The organism is Streptomyces sp. ICBB 8177 (genome assembly GCF_003144095.1).
Taxonomy (GTDB): domain Bacteria; phylum Actinomycetota; class Actinomycetes; order Streptomycetales; family Streptomycetaceae; genus Streptantibioticus_D.
This window is the reverse complement of the sequence record NZ_NSKH01000023.1, coordinates 1,163,841-1,178,765: the sequence shown is the minus strand read 5'-3', so window position 1 is coordinate 1,178,765 and position 14,925 is coordinate 1,163,841. Positions and strand designations below refer to the sequence as shown.

13 protein-coding genes are annotated in these 14,925 nt (G+C 74.4%); 3 read left to right on the top strand and 10 right to left on the bottom strand.

Annotated elements, in window-relative coordinates:
- Positions 1-43 precede the first annotated feature (43 nt).
- The 4 genes from CK485_RS25645 to CK485_RS25630 all read right to left on the bottom strand — a co-directional run bounded on the left by CK485_RS25645 (position 44) and on the right by CK485_RS25630 (position 4,575).
- Positions 44-847, bottom strand: coding sequence for a carbon-nitrogen hydrolase family protein (locus tag CK485_RS25645; protein ID WP_109454191.1), 804 nt, complete (start codon positions 845-847; stop codon positions 44-46).
- Between the two features lie 199 nt (positions 848-1,046).
- Positions 1,047-1,502, bottom strand: a complete 456-nt coding sequence (locus CK485_RS25640; protein WP_109454190.1) for an Lrp/AsnC family transcriptional regulator — start codon at positions 1,500-1,502, stop codon at positions 1,047-1,049.
- 10 nt (positions 1,503-1,512) lie between these two features.
- Positions 1,513-2,925: an amino acid permease gene (locus CK485_RS25635; RefSeq protein WP_241968616.1), complete on the bottom strand. Its 1,413-nt coding sequence runs from the start codon at positions 2,923-2,925 to the stop codon at positions 1,513-1,515.
- Between the two features lie 201 nt (positions 2,926-3,126).
- Positions 3,127-4,575 (bottom strand): GuaB1 family IMP dehydrogenase-related protein, encoded by a 1,449-nt coding sequence (locus CK485_RS25630; RefSeq protein WP_109454188.1) that lies wholly within the window; start codon positions 4,573-4,575, stop codon positions 3,127-3,129.
- Positions 4,576-4,788: 213 nt separating this feature from the next.
- Here CK485_RS25630 and htpX point away from each other — a divergent pair, with 213 nt between their 5' ends.
- Both htpX and CK485_RS25620 read left to right on the top strand, forming a co-directional pair.
- The gene (htpX, locus tag CK485_RS25625; RefSeq protein ID WP_109454187.1) at positions 4,789-5,691 is read left to right on the top strand and encodes a zinc metalloprotease HtpX; all 903 of its coding nucleotides are present in this window, start codon (positions 4,789-4,791) and stop codon (positions 5,689-5,691) included.
- Positions 5,692-5,877: 186 nt separating this feature from the next.
- Positions 5,878-6,462: a hypothetical protein gene (locus tag CK485_RS25620; RefSeq protein ID WP_109454186.1), complete on the top strand. Its 585-nt coding sequence runs from the start codon at positions 5,878-5,880 to the stop codon at positions 6,460-6,462.
- A 94-nt stretch (positions 6,463-6,556) separates the two neighbouring features.
- Here CK485_RS25620 and CK485_RS25615 read toward each other — a convergent pair whose 3' ends face one another.
- The 5 genes from CK485_RS25615 to def all read right to left on the bottom strand — a co-directional run bounded on the left by CK485_RS25615 (position 6,557) and on the right by def (position 11,708).
- Positions 6,557-7,546: a sugar-binding domain-containing protein gene (locus tag CK485_RS25615; protein WP_199239531.1), complete on the bottom strand. Its 990-nt coding sequence runs from the start codon at positions 7,544-7,546 to the stop codon at positions 6,557-6,559.
- 255 nt (positions 7,547-7,801) lie between these two features.
- Complete coding sequence (gene rpe, locus CK485_RS25610) at positions 7,802-8,488, bottom strand: ribulose-phosphate 3-epimerase (protein ID WP_109454184.1); 687 nt, start codon at positions 8,486-8,488, stop codon at positions 7,802-7,804.
- An 81-nt stretch (positions 8,489-8,569) separates the two neighbouring features.
- Positions 8,570-10,024, bottom strand: a complete 1,455-nt coding sequence (locus CK485_RS25605) for a transcription antitermination factor NusB (RefSeq protein WP_109454183.1) — start codon at positions 10,022-10,024, stop codon at positions 8,570-8,572.
- A gap of 82 nt (positions 10,025-10,106) precedes the next feature.
- Positions 10,107-11,045: a methionyl-tRNA formyltransferase gene (fmt, locus tag CK485_RS25600; RefSeq protein ID WP_109454182.1), complete on the bottom strand. Its 939-nt coding sequence runs from the start codon at positions 11,043-11,045 to the stop codon at positions 10,107-10,109.
- 117 nt (positions 11,046-11,162) lie between these two features.
- A complete protein-coding gene (gene def / locus CK485_RS25595; RefSeq protein ID WP_109454181.1) occupies positions 11,163-11,708 on the bottom strand; it encodes a peptide deformylase in 546 nt (181 codons plus the stop codon).
- A 302-nt stretch (positions 11,709-12,010) separates the two neighbouring features.
- Here def and CK485_RS25590 point away from each other — a divergent pair, with 302 nt between their 5' ends.
- Positions 12,011-12,496, top strand: a complete 486-nt coding sequence (locus tag CK485_RS25590; RefSeq protein WP_109454180.1) for a hypothetical protein — start codon at positions 12,011-12,013, stop codon at positions 12,494-12,496.
- A 176-nt stretch (positions 12,497-12,672) separates the two neighbouring features.
- Here CK485_RS25590 and CK485_RS25585 read toward each other — a convergent pair whose 3' ends face one another.
- Entirely contained in the window at positions 12,673-14,832 is a 2,160-nt protein-coding gene (locus CK485_RS25585; protein WP_241968576.1) for a primosomal protein N', read from the bottom strand.
- Positions 14,833-14,925: the final 93 nt, after the last annotated feature.

Genomic DNA, 14,925 nt, shown 5'->3' with positions numbered 1-14,925 from the left:
TGCGTGAAGGCGCGGCGGCGGACCGGGGACCGGGCGGCGGGGCTCAGGTGAGGCGGCCGTACAGCTCGGGGCGGCGGTCGCGCAGGTAGGGCAGTTCCTCGCGGGAGGCGGCGAGCAGGGCCGGGTCGGCGTCGCCGAGTACCAGGTCCTGGCCGGTTCCGGCGCGGGCCCGCACGGTGCCGTCCGGGCCGGCGAGGCAGCTGAACCCGGTGAAGTGGAACTCGCCCTCGGCGCCGCAGCGGTTGGCGTAGGCCACGTACAGCTGGCTCTCGTACGCGCGGGCCGGGACGAGGGTGAGGGGGACGAACTCGAAGGGACGCATCAGGGCGGTCGGCACGACCAGCAGGTCGGTGCCGGCCAGTGCGTGCGCCCGCACGGTCTCGGGGAACTCGACGTCGTAGCAGATCAGCAGGCCCACGGTGAGTCCGCCGAGGTCGGCCTGGACGACGGCGGTGTCGCCCGGCGTGAAGTGGGCGGTCTCGAAGTCGCCGAACAGGTGGGTCTTGCGGTAGCCGGCGAGGGTGGCGCCGTCCGGGCCGGTCAGCCGCACCGAGTTGAAGACCGCGTCGCCCGCGCGCTCGGGGTAGCCGTAGGCGATGGCGATCCGGTGCTCGGCGGCGATCTCGGAGACCCGGCGGGCGCAGGGGCCGTCGGCGGTCTCGGCGCGGTCGGCCACCGCGTCGCCGATGGCGTAGCCGGTGAGGTACATCTCGGCGGTGACCAGCAGGCCCGCGCCCGCGGCGGCGGCCCGGCGGGCGGCGTCGTCCAGCGCGGCGAGGCTGTCGGCGGCGGACGCCGGAACGCCCGCGGGGCCCTGGTACAGCGCGATGCGCAGCGGCGGCGTCATGGAACCTCGTCGTGTCGGATGCCTGTCGGATGAGCGGGATCGATACGACGGTACGGGCGGGGACCGGACGCCAACAAGGCCGTCCCGTTGCGTGCGGACGGCCGATTCGTTGCGTCTTCACCCACCAGGGCGGCGATTCGTTGCGCGGAGGCGGACCAGGGTGGCCGCCGACCGCAGGAAGCGGCTCTCCTGCGGGGCGTCACGCGGGCGCGCCCGCGCCGTACCTGCGCAGCAGCGGGGACAGGACCAGGACCGACTTGGTGCGCTCGACGAAGGGCTCACCGGCGATGCGTTCCAGGACGCGTTCGAAGTGGCGCACGTCCTCGGCGTAGATCTGCACCACGGCGTCGGCCTCGCCGGTCACCGTGGAGGCGGCCGCCACCTCCGGGTAGCGCTCCAGGCCGCGCTTGATCGCCTCCGGGGAGGTCTTGTGGCGGCAGTAGATCTCGACGAACGCCTCGGTCTCCCAGCCCAGCGCGGCGGGGTCGACCCGGACGGTGAAGCCGGTGATGGCGCCGGTGGCCAGCAGGCGGTCGACGCGGCGTTTGACGGCGGGGGCGGACAGCCCCACCTCGGCGCCGATGTCCGCGTAGGAGCGGCGGGCGTCCTCGGCGAGGGCGTGCACAATGCGTTCGTCGAGATCGTTCAGGGACACGGCGGGTGGTTCACTTCTCCGGTTCGGGTCGGGCGAGCCGGGAGCGGCGCAGCCCGTAGGCGAAGTAGATCACGAGGCCCGCGGCCATCCATCCGCAGAACACCATCCAGGTGGTGAACTCCAGACTCGCCATCATCCACAGGCACAGCCCGAAGCCGATCAGCGGCGTGACCGGGCTGAACGGGGTGCGGAACGACCGCTTCAGCTCGGGCCGCCTGCGGCGCAGCACCAGCACGGCGAGGTTGACCAGCGCGAAGGCGAACAGAGTGCCGATGCTGGTGGCGTCGGCGAGCTGGCCGAGCGGCACGACGGCGGCCAGCACGCCGCAGAACAGCGCGACGATGACGGTGTTGGCGCGCGGCACGCCGGTGCGGGCGTGGACGGTGGAGAAGACCTTGGGCATCAGGCCGTCGCGGGACATCGCGAACAGGATGCGGGTCTGCCCGTACAGCACGGTCAGCACCACGCTCGCGATGGCGACGACCGCGCCGAGGGCGAGCAGCACGGCCCAGAAGCCCTGCCCGGTGACCTGCTGCATGATCGTGGAGAGCGTGGCGTCGACGTCGCCGAACGCCTTCCACGGCATCGCTCCGACCGCGACGAGCGCGACCAGGCAGTACAGCACGGTGACGATCAGCAGCGAGAGCATGATGGCGCGCGGCAGGTCGCGCTGCGGGTTCTTCGCCTCCTCGCCGGCCGTGGAGGCGGCGTCGAAGCCGATGTAGGAGAAGAACAGGGTGGCGCCCGCCGCGCTGACCCCGCCGACGCCCAGCGGCATGAAGGGCGCGTAGTTGCCGGACTTGATGCCGGTGAGGGCGACCGCGCAGAACAGCAGCAGGGAGACGATCTTCACCGCGACCATGACGGTGTTGGCCCGGGCGCTCTCCTTGGCGCCGCCGAGCAGGAAGCCCATGGCGAGCAGCACGACCAGCAGCGCGGGGACGTTGACGATGCCGCCGCCGCCCGGCGGGGCGGACAGTGCGGCTGGCAGGGTGACGCCGAGGGTGCCGTGCAGCAGTTCGTTGAGGTACTGCCCCCAGCCGACCGCGACCGCGGCCACCGAGACGCCGTACTCCAGGATCAGGCACCAGCCGCAGATCCAGGCGACCAGCTCGCCGAGGGTGGCGTACGCGTAGGAGTAGGAGGAACCGGCTACCGGGATGGTGCCGGCCAGCTCCGCGTAGGACAGGGCGGAGAACAACGCGGTGAAGCCGGCGATGACGAAGGAGATCACGACGGCGGGCCCGGCCTTGGGGACCGCCTCGCCGAGCACCACGAAGATGCCGGTGCCGAGGGTGGCGCCGATGCTGATCATGGTGAGCTGCCACATGCCCAGCGAGCGACGCAGCGTGCCGCCGGTGCCGGTGCCGCCCTCGGCGACCAGCCGCTCGACGGGCTTGCGGCGGGCCAGCGCGGCGCCCAGGCCCGTGCGGGCCGGGGCGGCGGGTGCCGTAGCCTGCGTCGCCGGCCGCGTGCCGGTATTCACCACTGACCTCCATCGGGATGCGGACGCGGTCTGCATACTCATACGGAACCGCAGGTACCTATGCTAGACGGTACCTGCGGTTCCATGCCCGTATGAGGTTGTGGCCTGCGTCTCAGGGGCTGTAGATCCCCTGTCGCCTTACGACCAGCTGCTGTGCAGCGGCTTGCCCTCGGCGTAGCCGGAGGCGCTCTGCACGCCGACGACGGCCCGCTCGTGGAACTCCTCCAGCGATCCGGCGCCCGCGTAGGTGCAGGAGCTGCGCACGCCCGCGATGATCGAGTCGATCAGGTCCTCCACTCCGGGGCGGGCCGGGTCGAGGAACATCCGCGAGGTGGAGATGCCCTCCTCGAAGAGCGCCTTGCGGGCCCGGTCGTAGCCGGACTCGTCGCTGGTGCGGTTGCGCACGGCGCGGGCCGAGGCCATGCCGAAGCTCTCCTTGTACAGCCGCCCGTTCGCGTCCTGCTGGAGGTCGCCGGGCGACTCGTAGGTGCCGGCGAACCACGAGCCGATCATCACGTTGGACGCGCCCGCGGCGAGCGCCATCGCCACGTCGCGCGGGTGGCGCACGCCGCCGTCCGCCCACACGTGCTTACCGTGCCTGCGGGCCTCGGCGGCGCACTCGAGAACCGCCGAGAACTGCGGGCGGCCCACGCCGGTCATCATCCGGGTGGTGCACATCGCACCGGGGCCGACGCCCACCTTGATGATGTCGGCGCCCGCCTCGATCAGGTCGCGCACGCCCTCGGCGGCCACGATGTTGCCCGCCACGATCGGCACCTTCGGGTCGAGGCCGCGCACCGCCTTGATGGCGGCGATCATCGACTCCTGGTGGCCGTGCGCGGTGTCGATGACGAGCGTGTCCACGCCCGCGTCGAGCAGCTGCTTGGCCTTGCCCGCCACGTCGCCGTTGATGCCGACCGCGGCGGCGACGCGCAGTCGGCCGTCCGCGTCGACGGCCGGGGAGTACAGGGTGGCGCGCAGCGCGGCCTTGCGGGTGAGGATGCCGGCCAGGCGGCCGTCGGCGTCCACCGCGGGGGCGAGCTTGCGGTGGGCGTCCTCCAGTCGGTTGAACGCCTCGCGCGGGTCGATGTCCGCGTCCAGCAGGAGCAGGTCCCTGGACATGATCTCGCCCAGCTGGGTGAAACGGTCCACCCCGGACAGGTCCGACTCGGTGACCACGCCGACCGGGCGGCCGTCGGCCACCACGACGCCGGCGCCGTGGGCCCGCTTGGGCAGCAGGGAGATGGCGTCGGCGACGGTGTTGTTCGGGGCGAGCACGATCGGGGTGTCCAGCACCAGGTGGCGCTGCTTCACCCAGGAGATGACCTCGGTCACCACGTCGATCGGGATGTCCTGCGGGATGACGACCAGGCCGCCGCGGCGGGCCACCGTCTCGGCCATCCGGCGCCCGGCGATCGCGGTCATGTTGGCGACGACGAGCGGAATGGTGGTGCCCGTACCGTCCGGCGACGACAGGTCCACCGCCTGCCGGGATCCCACCGCGGAACGGCTGGGGACCATGAAGACGTCGTCGTAGGTCAGGTCGTACGGGGGCTGAACATCATTGAGAAAGCGCACGTACTTCATTTTTGCACGGGAGGGTGGGAATCCCTGCTTGGAGGAACCTCCCGGATCGCCGGAACGTTGTTGGGGCATGATCCGAGACAGTGTTCCGGGACCGGCTTCCGGGCAGTGTCCTGGGGCCGCCCGGGGCTTGTACGGTCACGGCGGAGAGACAATCGAAGCAGGCGTCCTCCGGCCAGACGGGACCGGCCGGGCCCTCGGACCCCAGGAGGGGACATGAACCGCACGCGCTTTGCCCCGGACCGGGGGCTGTCCAGTCGCATGGTCATCACCATGTTCCTGATCGGTCTGCTCTACGTGGTCTTCGTGGGCGCGCTTCTCGCACTGCTGCGGGGCGCCTGGCCGATCATCCTCGTCATCGCCGGCGGACTGTTCATCGCGCAGTTCTGGTTCAGCGACAAGATCGCCGCCTTCAGCATGGGCGCCCGGGAGGTCACCCCCGAGGAGTTCCCGCAGCTGCACGGCGTCGTCGACCGGCTGTGCGCGCTGGCCGACATGCCCAAGCCGCGGGTCGCGGTCGCCGACAGCGACGTGCCCAACGCCTTCGCCACCGGCCGCAACGCCGACAAGGCGATCATCTGCGCCACCACCGGGCTGCTGCGCCGGCTGGAGCCGGAGGAACTGGAGGGCGTACTCGCCCACGAGCTGTCCCACGTGGCGCACAAGGACGTCGCGGTCATGACGATCGCCTCCTTCCTGGGCGTGCTGGCCGGGATCATCACCCGCATCGGCCTGTGGGGCGGCTTCCGCTCCCGGGGCAACAACCAGAACGCGGCGATCGTCGCCCTGCTGATCCCGCTGGTCAGCGCGGTGGTCTACGCGATCAGCTTCCTGCTGACCCGGATGCTGTCGCGCTACCGCGAGCTGTCCGCCGACCGCTCGGCCGCCCAGCTGACCGGCCGCCCGTCCGCGCTGGCCTCGGCGCTGACCAAGGTCAGCGGCACGATGGCCCGCATCCCGACGGAGGACCTGCGCAAGGCGGAGCCGTTCAACGCCTTCTACTTCGCTCCGGCCATCGCCTCCAAGGAGAGCCTGTCCAACCTGCTGTCGACCCATCCGACGCTGGAGCAGCGGCTGGAGCAGCTGGGCCGGATCTCCGCCGAGCTGAACCAGGCCTGAGCCACCGGGCCCGCCGCCTCGGCCCGGCTTCCCGGCGCCGGGGAGCCGGGCCGGGCGGAGCGGGCCGGCGCCGTCACGATGCCGACGCCCGGCGGGCATCCGGCTCCGCCGCTCCTCCTGCCCCTCCCGCTCCTCCGCCGTCTCCTCCCCGTTCGCCGTCCCCCGCTCGCCAAGGAGCTACCGCCCGTGGGATTCCTCGACGCCCTGCTCGGCCGCAGCAAGCCGGTACGTCCCGACCTCGACCAGCTCTTCGGACTGCCCTCGGCCGCGGTCACCCTCCAGGCCGCCGCCGGGTTCCAGCCCACCGGTGAGGGCTCGGTGTGCTTCGCGGCCGTCGAGGGCGGCGCCTTCGCCCAGGCCCGGGAGGAAGTCCAGGGGCTGCTGGACGCGGACGTGGCGACCGGCGGGATCCCGGTGGAGTTCCACCAGGACGACTACCACTACACGTGGCTGCTCTCCCGGCACGCCCCTGACGACGTGGCGGGGCTCGTCAACGACCTGCACGCGGTCAACACCATCCTCCAGGACGGCGGTTTCGGCCCGCAGCTGCTCTGCTCGCTGGTGGGATTCCGCAACGCCGAAGGGCAGTCGCTGGCGCTGGTCTACCTCTACAAGCGCGGCACCTTCTACCCGTTCGCACCGCGCCCCGGCGAGAAGCGGGACAACGCGCTGGAGTTGCAGATCAAGGCGATGGTCGCCAACGACCTGCGAGTGGAGGACGACTTGAGCCGCTGGTTCCCGGTGTGGGGCGCCCCGGGCATCGCGGACTGACCGCGGCGGTGCGCACGGCGCCTCGGGTGACGGGTCGCCAACAAACTTGGGTGGCAAGCCGGTTGAAGTCCCGTCAGGCCGATGTGAGAGCGCCCTACGCCTCGCCCGGGTCCACGCGGTCCAGGGCGGGCCGGGGGCCCGGGGACTGCTGGTGGAGCAGGTGGTCGGCGGCCGCAGTGTCGGTGACCAGGCTGGTGACGAGGCCGGAGCGCAGCACCGCGCCGACCGCGTTGGCCTTGCGGATGCCGCCCGCGATCGCGACCACCTCGGGCACCGCGCGCAGCCGGTCGGCGTCCACGGTGATGCAGCGCTCGCGCAGGTCGCGGCCGACGCGGCGGCCCTCGGCGTCGAAGAGGTGGGAGGACATCTCGGCGGCCACGCCCAGGTCCGCGTAGTGCTTGCGCTCGGCGTCGGACAGCGCGTCGTACACCGTGGAGACCCGCGGTTCCCACGAGCCGATGGAGACCACCGCGACGGTGACCTTGTCGAAGTAGCCCATGGCCGCGGCGATGCCGGTCTGCTGGCGCAGCGCGGCGGCGGTCGACGCGTCGGGCAGCACCATCGGCGCGTACAGCGGGTGCGCCTCGCCACCGGAGACGGCGGCCGCCCGGCGCACCGCCTCGACCGAGCCGCGTTCCGCGGTCCCGGCGTCGTACACGCCGGTCAACTGCACGACGGTGCACGGCGGGAGGCGGTCCAGCGCGTTCGCCATGGTGATGATGGAACGGCCCCAGGCCAGTCCCAGCACGTCGCCCTCGGTGACCAGCTCGCCGAGCAGTCCCGCGGCGACCGCGCCGAGGTTCTCCGGATCCGGGGAGTCCTGGTCCTGGTCGGCTGGGGACTCCACCACGACGGCGTGTCTCAGCCCGTAGCGGGCGCGCAGCGCGTCGGAGCGCTCGGCGTCGAGTTCGGCGGGGACCCGGATCTCGATGCGCACCAGATCGCGTTCCAGCGCCGACTCCAGGACCCGGGCCACCTTGAAGCGGCTGACGCCGAACTCCTCGGCGATCTGGATCTTGGACTTGCCTTCCAGATAGAACCGGCGGGCCATCGCCGCCGCCTGCACCATCTCGGCGGGGCCCATGCGGACCGGTGAGCGGCCAGTGGTCACGTCACCCTCCCCTGGGGGTCCCCCTGCGGGCACAGGGGGCTCATCTGATTGACGACACGCTCATTCTTGCAGATTGTGCGGCGTCCTGACCGGTACGACGATGACTGCTTCCCCGTCTTCCGCACCGCCGCCCTCCTCAACATACGGGAACGGCGCCGCCCCGGCCCGGGCCCGCGAGCCCGCTTACCCGGCTGTGCCCCCGTGCGCCGTCCGCTGTTCAGCGGGGGTTCAGTGCCCGCAGGCCCAGGGAGCGGAGGCCGCCGCGGACTCCGCCTGGGCGCGCAGCCCGCGCACCGCCTCGGCCGGATCGCCCGCGCCGTAGACGGCGGATCCGGCCACGAAGACGTCGGCCCCGGCCTCGGCGCAGCGCTCGATGGTGGACTGCGAGACGCCGCCGTCCACCTGGAGCCACAGGTCGAGTCCGTGCTTGGCGATCAGCTGCCGGGTGCGGCGGATCTTGGGGAGCATGATGTCGAGGAAGGACTGGCCGCCGAAGCCCGGCTCGACCGTCATCACCAGCAGCATGTCGAGCTCCGGCAGCAGGTCCTCGTACGGCTCGACCGGGGTGGCCGGGCGCAGGGCCATCGCCGCGCGGGCGCCCTTCGCGCGGATCTCCCGGGCCAGCTTGACCGGCGCGGTCGCCGCCTCGGCGTGGAAGGTGACGGAGCCGGCGCCCGCCTCCACGTAACCCGGGGCCCAGCGGTCCGGGTCCTCGATCATCAGGTGGCAGTCGAGCGGGGTGCCGGTCGCCTTGCGCAGCGACTCCACGACGGGCAGGCCGAGCGTCAGGTTGGGCACGAAGTGGTTGTCCATCACGTCGACGTGGAGCCAGTCGGCCCCGGCCACGGCCTCCGCCTCCTCGGCGAGCCGGGCGAAGTCGGCGGACAGGATGCTCGGGTTGATCTGCGCGCGCATGCGCCCAGTATGGCGGGTCGAACGCCCCGCCGAGGAAACGGGCCCGGGTGCGGGGCGGCGCGCGGTACGCCGCCCCGGCGGTCACGCGGTGCGCCGCAGCAGCGCCAGGTACATCGCGTCGGTGCCGTGCAGATGCGGCCACAACTGCACGTCGGGCCCGTCGCCCAGGTCCGTCACGCCCTCCATCGTGGGACGGGCGTCGACGAACTCGGCGGCGACGCCCGCGCCGGGCCGGGCCAGCACGTCCTCCACCACGGCGCGGGTCTCGGCCGGATGGGGCGAGCAGGTCGCGTAGCCGACCACCCCGCCGACGCGCACCGACCGCAGCGCGGAGCGCAGCAGCTCGCGCTGGAGCGGCGCGAACCCCGGCACGTCCTGCGGGCGCCGCCGCCAGCGCGCCTCGGGCCTGCGCCGCAGCGCGCCGAGCCCGGTGCACGGCACGTCCACCAGCACCCGGTCGAACGCGCCTTCCCGCCAGGCCGGACGCGTGCCGTCGGCGGTGACGACCTGGGACGGGCCCGGGTTGCCGTCGAGCGCGCGGGCGACCAGCCGGGCGCGGTGCGGCTGCTTCTCCGCGGCGACCAGGGCCGCGCCGCGTTCCGCCGCCAGCGCCGCGAGCAGTGCCGCCTTGCCGCCGGGGCCGGCGCAGCCGTCCAGCCAGAGCCGGTCGGGCCCCTCCAGCGGTGCGCCGGCCAGCGCGAGGGCGACCAGCTGGCTGCCCTCGTCCTGGACTCCGGCGCGGCCGTCGCGCACCGCCTCCAGCGCCGCCGGGTCGCCGCCGTCCGCCATCCGCAGCGCGTACGGGGACCAGCGGCCGGGCGCCGCGTCCTCGCCCACCTCGGCGGCGAGTTCGGCGGGGGCGCAGCGTCCGGGACGGGCGACGAGCGTCACCTCGGGCCGTTCGTTGTCGGCCGCGAGGAGGTCCTCGATGCCCTGCCTGCCGCCGCCGAGGGCGTCCCACAGCGCGGAGACCACCCAGCGCGGGTGCGAGTGGACGACCGCGAGGTGCTCCTCGGGGTCCTCGTCGTACGGCGGCGCCACACGGTCCAGCCAGCCGTCGAGGTCGTCGGCGGCGATCTTGCGCAGCACCGCGTTGACGAAGCGGGAGCGCCCGTCGCCGACGACCGCGCGGGCCAGCTCGACGGTGGCGGAGACGGCGGCGTGCGGCGGGATGCGGGTGCCCAGCAGTTGGTGCGCGCCGAGGCTCAGCACGTCGAGCACCGGCGGGTCGACCCCGCCCAGCGGCCGGTCGACGCAGGAGGCGATCACCGCGTCGTAGGTGCCCTGGCGGCGCAGGGTGCCGTAGACGAGTTCGGTGGCGAGCGCCGCGTCCCGGCGGTCGAAGTCCCCGGCGCGCTCGGCCTCCCGCAGCAGCGCGGGCAGCACGAGGTTGGCGTACGCGTCCCGCTCGTCCACCGCGCGCAGCGCGTCGTAGGCGAGCTTGCGGACCGGGTCGGGCGCGGGCTTGCGGTAGGGCTTGTGCTGCGGCTTGCCGTGCGGCCTGGCCTGCGGACGGCGGCGGGGGTGGTCGTTCAAGGAAAGGTGCTCCGGAAGAGGATCGGCGGTGGCGCGAGCCGCCTCGCGTCGTGCGGCCGCCCTGCGCCACCAGCGTACGACGTCACTCCCCCAGGCGATCACCGGAGGCCAGCCGGGCCCCGCGGGCCCAGTCCGCCGCGCGCATGCGCTTCTTGCCCTGCGGCTGGACCTCGGTCAGCTCGACGGGGTGGGAGCCGGTGCCGACGTGCACCGCGTTCTTGCCCACGGCCAGCTCGCCGGGGGCGAGGCCGAGGTCGGTCCGGTCGGCGGCGAGGGCGACGGGGGCGAGCTTGAGGCGTTCGCCGTGGAACAGTGTCCAGGCGCCGGGCGCCGGGGTGCAGCCGCGCACCAGCCGGTCGACGCGCAGCGCGGGCGCCTCCCAGTCGACCCGGGCGTCGTCCACCGTGATCTTCGGGGCCAGGGTGATGCCGTCGGCGGGCTGCGGGCGGGCCACCAGGCTGCCGTCCTCGATGCCGTCCATGGTGGCCACCAGCAGTCCCGCTCCGCTGTGCGACAGCCGTTCCAGCAGGTCGCCGCTGGTGTCGCGGGGACGCACCGTCTCGGTCGTCACCCCGTAGACCGGGCCGGAGTCCAGGCCCTGCTCGATGAGGAAGGTGGACGCGCCGGTCACCTCGTCGCCCGCCAGCACCGCGTGCTGCACGGGGGCCGCGCCGCGCCAGGCGGGCAGCAGCGAGAAGTGCAGGTTGACCCAGCCGCGGGCGGGGATCTCCAGCGCCGCCTTGGGCAGCAGGGCGCCGTAGGCGACGACCGGGCAGCAGTCCGGGGCGATCTCGCGCAGCCGGGCGAGGAAGTCCTCCTCGCGGGGGCGGCCCGGCTTGAGCACCTCGATCCCGGCCTCCTCGGCCCGCTGGGCCACCGGGCTCGCCACCAGCCTGCGGCCCCGCCCGGCGGGCGCGTCGGGCCGGGTGACCACCGCGGCGACCTCGTGCCGGTCGGAGGCCAGCAGGGCGTCCAGGGCGGGAACGGCGACCTCGGGGGTACCGGCGAAGACGAGCCTCATCGTGCGTGGAGTGCCTTTCGGGAACGGAGGGTTGGCGGGCCGCGGCCCCCGCCGGGGGGGTGAACGGGTCGGACGGTCAGGTGGCCGAGCGCCGGGCCGGGGCGGTGCCCGGCGGGCTCACAGCGCGCGTCCGAAGGTGCTGTGCGGCGAGGCCTTGACCTTCAGTGGTGCCTCGCCCGCCCATTCCGCCTCGCGTATCGCCCGCAGCGCGGCCTTGCGCTGCTCGGGGTCGAGGCGGTCGATGAAGATGATGCCGTCCAGGTGGTCGGTCTCGTGCTGGACGCAGCGGGCCAGCAGTTCGGTGCCCTCGACCACGATCGGGTCGCCGTACATGTTGAAGCCCCGGGCGACCACGCCGTGGGCGCGCTTGCAGTCGTAGCGCAGGCCCGGCAGCGACAGGCAGCCCTCGGGGCCGTCCTGCTCCTCGTCGGTCAGGGTGAGGTCGGGGTTGACCAGGTGGCCCAGCTCGCCGTTGACCCGGTAGGTGAACACCCGCAGCGACACCCCGAGTTGGGGCGCGGCGAGTCCGGCGCCGGGGGCGTCGACCATGGTGTCGGTGAGGTCCTTGACGAGGGTGCGCAGTTCCTTGTCGAAGACGGTGACCGGCTGCGCCTTCATGCGCAGCACCGGATCGCCGAACAGCCGGATCGGCAGGACGGACACGGGCGGACTCCTGTCGACGGTGGCGGCACGGAGGATCGGCCCAAGTCTATGTCCCGCCCGGCGCGTCCCGGGGGGCGGGCGAGGGCGCCCCCTGCGCTCACCGGGAACGGCTCGTCGTGGGGGCGTACGGAACCGTGCGCGCCTCCTGACTGCCCCGGTACGCCCCTGGTGCGTGACCCCTTGGGCGGCTGGCGCGTTGGTCAAGAGAGATTGACCGGACGGGTCGCCCGGCGGCCCGTCGTCTCCTGGACCCTCAGGTTTCCGTACACACTCACAGCATCGCCGGTTCGAGAGGCTTGTTGATGGCCGACCACGCAACCCACGACGCCCAGGCACGGGCCAGCCTGCACCTGCTGGTGCGGGACATCGAGCGGGTCCGCCGGCAGGTGGACGCACTGCGTACCCTCACCGCGCAACTGGGCAATGTGTATCGCCCCAGGCGCAGCGGGCCTGCCGCGGGATTCGTCGTCTACGGGCGCGCCCCCGCGCCGACCGTCCGCCTGGCCCAGGAACTGCGGGACAGCGTCGAGACCCTGGTGACCGCCGCCGTCGACTTCGACCGGTCGCTCGGCTTCTCGTGGGACGCGGTGGGCTCCGCCCTCGGCGTGACGAAGCAGGCGGTGCACCGGCGCTACGGAACGCGCCGGGCCTCCGCTCCGGGCACGCCGGAGGACGCCCCGCGCGGCACGGTCCCGGCGGCTCGCACGACGCCGATGGGGCCGCACCCCGCGCCGGGCGTGCGCGACGACGCCTTCCCCGGGGCGCTGCCTGGACCGCGCAACGGCTGACGAGCCGCGCGAGGGCTGACGGGACCGGGGACGGCCCGCACCTGAGCCCACGCCCGACGCACCGCGTCCGCACCGCCGCCCGCCACGCCGACAGGTCGGGCGCCGGAGCGGACGCGAGCGCCCGGGGCGCACCGCGCCCAACGCGGGCCACCACGCGCCGCCGCGCGCCCGCCGCGTCACCCGATGTCGGGCGGGTCGATCCTTACGCGCACCGGATCCGTCTGCCTGCGGGCCGTGCGCGCGATCTGGGCGGTCTTCAGCGCCGCCGCCAGCGCGCCACCGTTGCCCGGGCGCACCCGCAGCAGCACCCGGTCCCACCGCTCCCCCGTTGGCGGGTCACCGGCCCGCCGTGGCCTGCCGGGCGGCGCCTCGGGCAGCGGCACCGGGCCCAACACGTCCGTGCCGTCCGGCAGTTCGGCAGTCGTCAGCAGGTCCGCCACCGCGGCGGGCGGGCCGGTCAGCGAGGCCATCCGGGAGACCGGGGGGAAGCCCAGCTCGGCCCGGTCGGCGAGTTCACGCGCCGCGTGCCCGGCCGGGTCCCAGCGCACCAGGGCCTGCACCGGCCGCAGCGTGGGCTCGGCCAGCACCACCACCGTCCCGCCCTCGTGAGCGGGGCGGACCAGCGCGGAGGCCAGCAGCCAGCGGCGCAGCGCCTCCTCACCGGCACGCAGGTCGGGGCGGCCCAGCAGCGCCCAGCCGTCGAGCAGCAGAGCCGCCGCGTAGCCGGGGCCGTCCGCCACGGGCTCCGCTCCGGGCGTGGAGATCACCAGGGCCGGACGGTCCGGCACGCGGGAGAGCACCGCGTCCCGGCCCGAGGTGCGCACCGGCACGGCGGGGAAGGCGCGGCCGAGCTCGTCGGCGGTGCGCCGGGCGCCGACCACCTGCGCGCGCAGCCGTGTCCCGCCGCAACTCCCGCAGTGCCACGCCGCCTCGGGCCTGCCGCACCAGCCGCAGCGCAGCGTGCCGCCGCCCTCGCGGGGCGCGTCCGCCAGCTCCAGCGGTCCGGCGCAGTGCGCGCAGCGCGCGGGCTCCCGGCAGCGCTCGCAGGCCAGCCGGGGCACGTAGCCGCGCCGGGGCACCTGCACCAGCACCGGGCCGTGCGCCAGCGCGTCCCGGGTGACCCGCCAGGCCAGCGAGGGCAGCCGGGCGGCGCGGGCGGCGGCATCCCGCCCCTCGTCGCCGTCGCCCACCGTACGGACCAACGGCGCGGCCTCGCGCACCCGTTCACGGTCCGCGGTCAGCGGCGCGGCCCAGCGGCGCTCCAGCAGCTGGGCGCCCTCGACGGTCATCGCGTGGCCGCCGAGCAGGAATCCGGCGCCCTCGTCGGCGGCGCGCAGCAGCAGTACGTCGCGGGCGTGCGGCTGCGGGGCGTGCGGTTCCGCGTGGCTGGAGTCGCCGTCGTCCCACAGCGCGGCGAGCCCGAGGTCGCGGACGGGGGCGAAGACGGCGGCGCGGGTGCCGATGACGGCGCGCACGGTGCCGCGGTTGACGGCGAGCCAGCGGCGGTAGCGCTCCTCGGGGCCGCTGTCGGCGGTGAGCACGACGTGGTGGCCCTCCCCCAGCAGTTCCGTGAGGGCGGCGTCGGCCCGGGCGACCGCGCGGCCGTCCGGCAGCACGGCGAGCGCGCCGCGGCCGGAGGCGAGGGTGGCGGCCATCGCGCGGGCCAGTTCGTCGGGCCAGCCGGGCCCTGGCAGCGCGGTCCACACCGCACGCGGCGACCCGCCACCGGCCAGGGTGTCCAGATAGCCGGGCCCGGTGGGATACCGCGTCCAGCCGCCGGGCGCGGGCGGCGCGGGAGCGGGTGGCGGCTCGCCGGGCGCCGCGTTCTCCGGCCGCACCCGGCGCGGCGGCACCGCGAGCTGCACGACGTCGGCGAGCGCGCCCGCGTAGCGGTCGGCGACGGCCCGGCACAGCCGCAGCAGCTCCGGCCCCAACACCGGCTCAGGGGAGAGCACTTGGGCGAGCGGCGCGAGCGGCCCGGAGTAGTCGCTGGACGGCAGCCGCTCGATCACGAAGCCGTCGTGCAGCTCGCCGCCCTCCCGGCGCCCCTTCACCACGCGCGCCCCGAACCGCACCCGCACCCGCACGCCGGGCTGGGCCTGCTCGTCCATCGCCTCGGGCACGGCGTAGTCGAAGTACTGATCGAGGTGGAGCAGCCCCTTGTCGACCAGCACCCGGGCCACGGGAAGCCGAGGCGCCAGCGCCACCCCCCGCCAGCTGCGCGGCTTGGCCCGAGGCTGCTTGGCCTTGCGCACCTCTTCCCGAATGAGCGCGAGCTGCTCCCCCCCGGCCCCCGCCCCCGGGGCACCCGGCGCTCCGTCGTCCTCGCTGCTCACAACGCCATTCCTACCAGAGGGGTCGGACATCCCCGGGTGCGCGCGGAGCCGTCCCGGGGAACGCCCGGGGCCCGGACGGCTTGGTCGCCGTCC

Excerpts from the sequence above, each read along its gene's own strand:
- CK485_RS25590 (WP_109454180.1), top strand. The coding sequence starts at position 12,011 with ATGGCCGACCACGCAACCCACGACGCCCAGGCACGGGCCAGCCTGCAC.
- CK485_RS25615 (WP_199239531.1), bottom strand. The coding sequence starts at position 7,546 with ATGGGCCCCGCCGAGATGGTGCAGGCGGCGGCGATGGCCCGCCGGTTC.
- CK485_RS25630 (WP_109454188.1), bottom strand. The coding sequence starts at position 4,575 with ATGAAGTACGTGCGCTTTCTCAATGATGTTCAGCCCCCGTACGACCTG.
- htpX (WP_109454187.1), top strand. The coding sequence starts at position 4,789 with ATGAACCGCACGCGCTTTGCCCCGGACCGGGGGCTGTCCAGTCGCATG.
- fmt (WP_109454182.1), bottom strand. The coding sequence starts at position 11,045 with ATGAGGCTCGTCTTCGCCGGTACCCCCGAGGTCGCCGTTCCCGCCCTG.
- CK485_RS25645 (WP_109454191.1), bottom strand. The coding sequence starts at position 847 with ATGACGCCGCCGCTGCGCATCGCGCTGTACCAGGGCCCCGCGGGCGTT.
- rpe (WP_109454184.1), bottom strand. The coding sequence starts at position 8,488 with ATGCGCGCGCAGATCAACCCGAGCATCCTGTCCGCCGACTTCGCCCGG.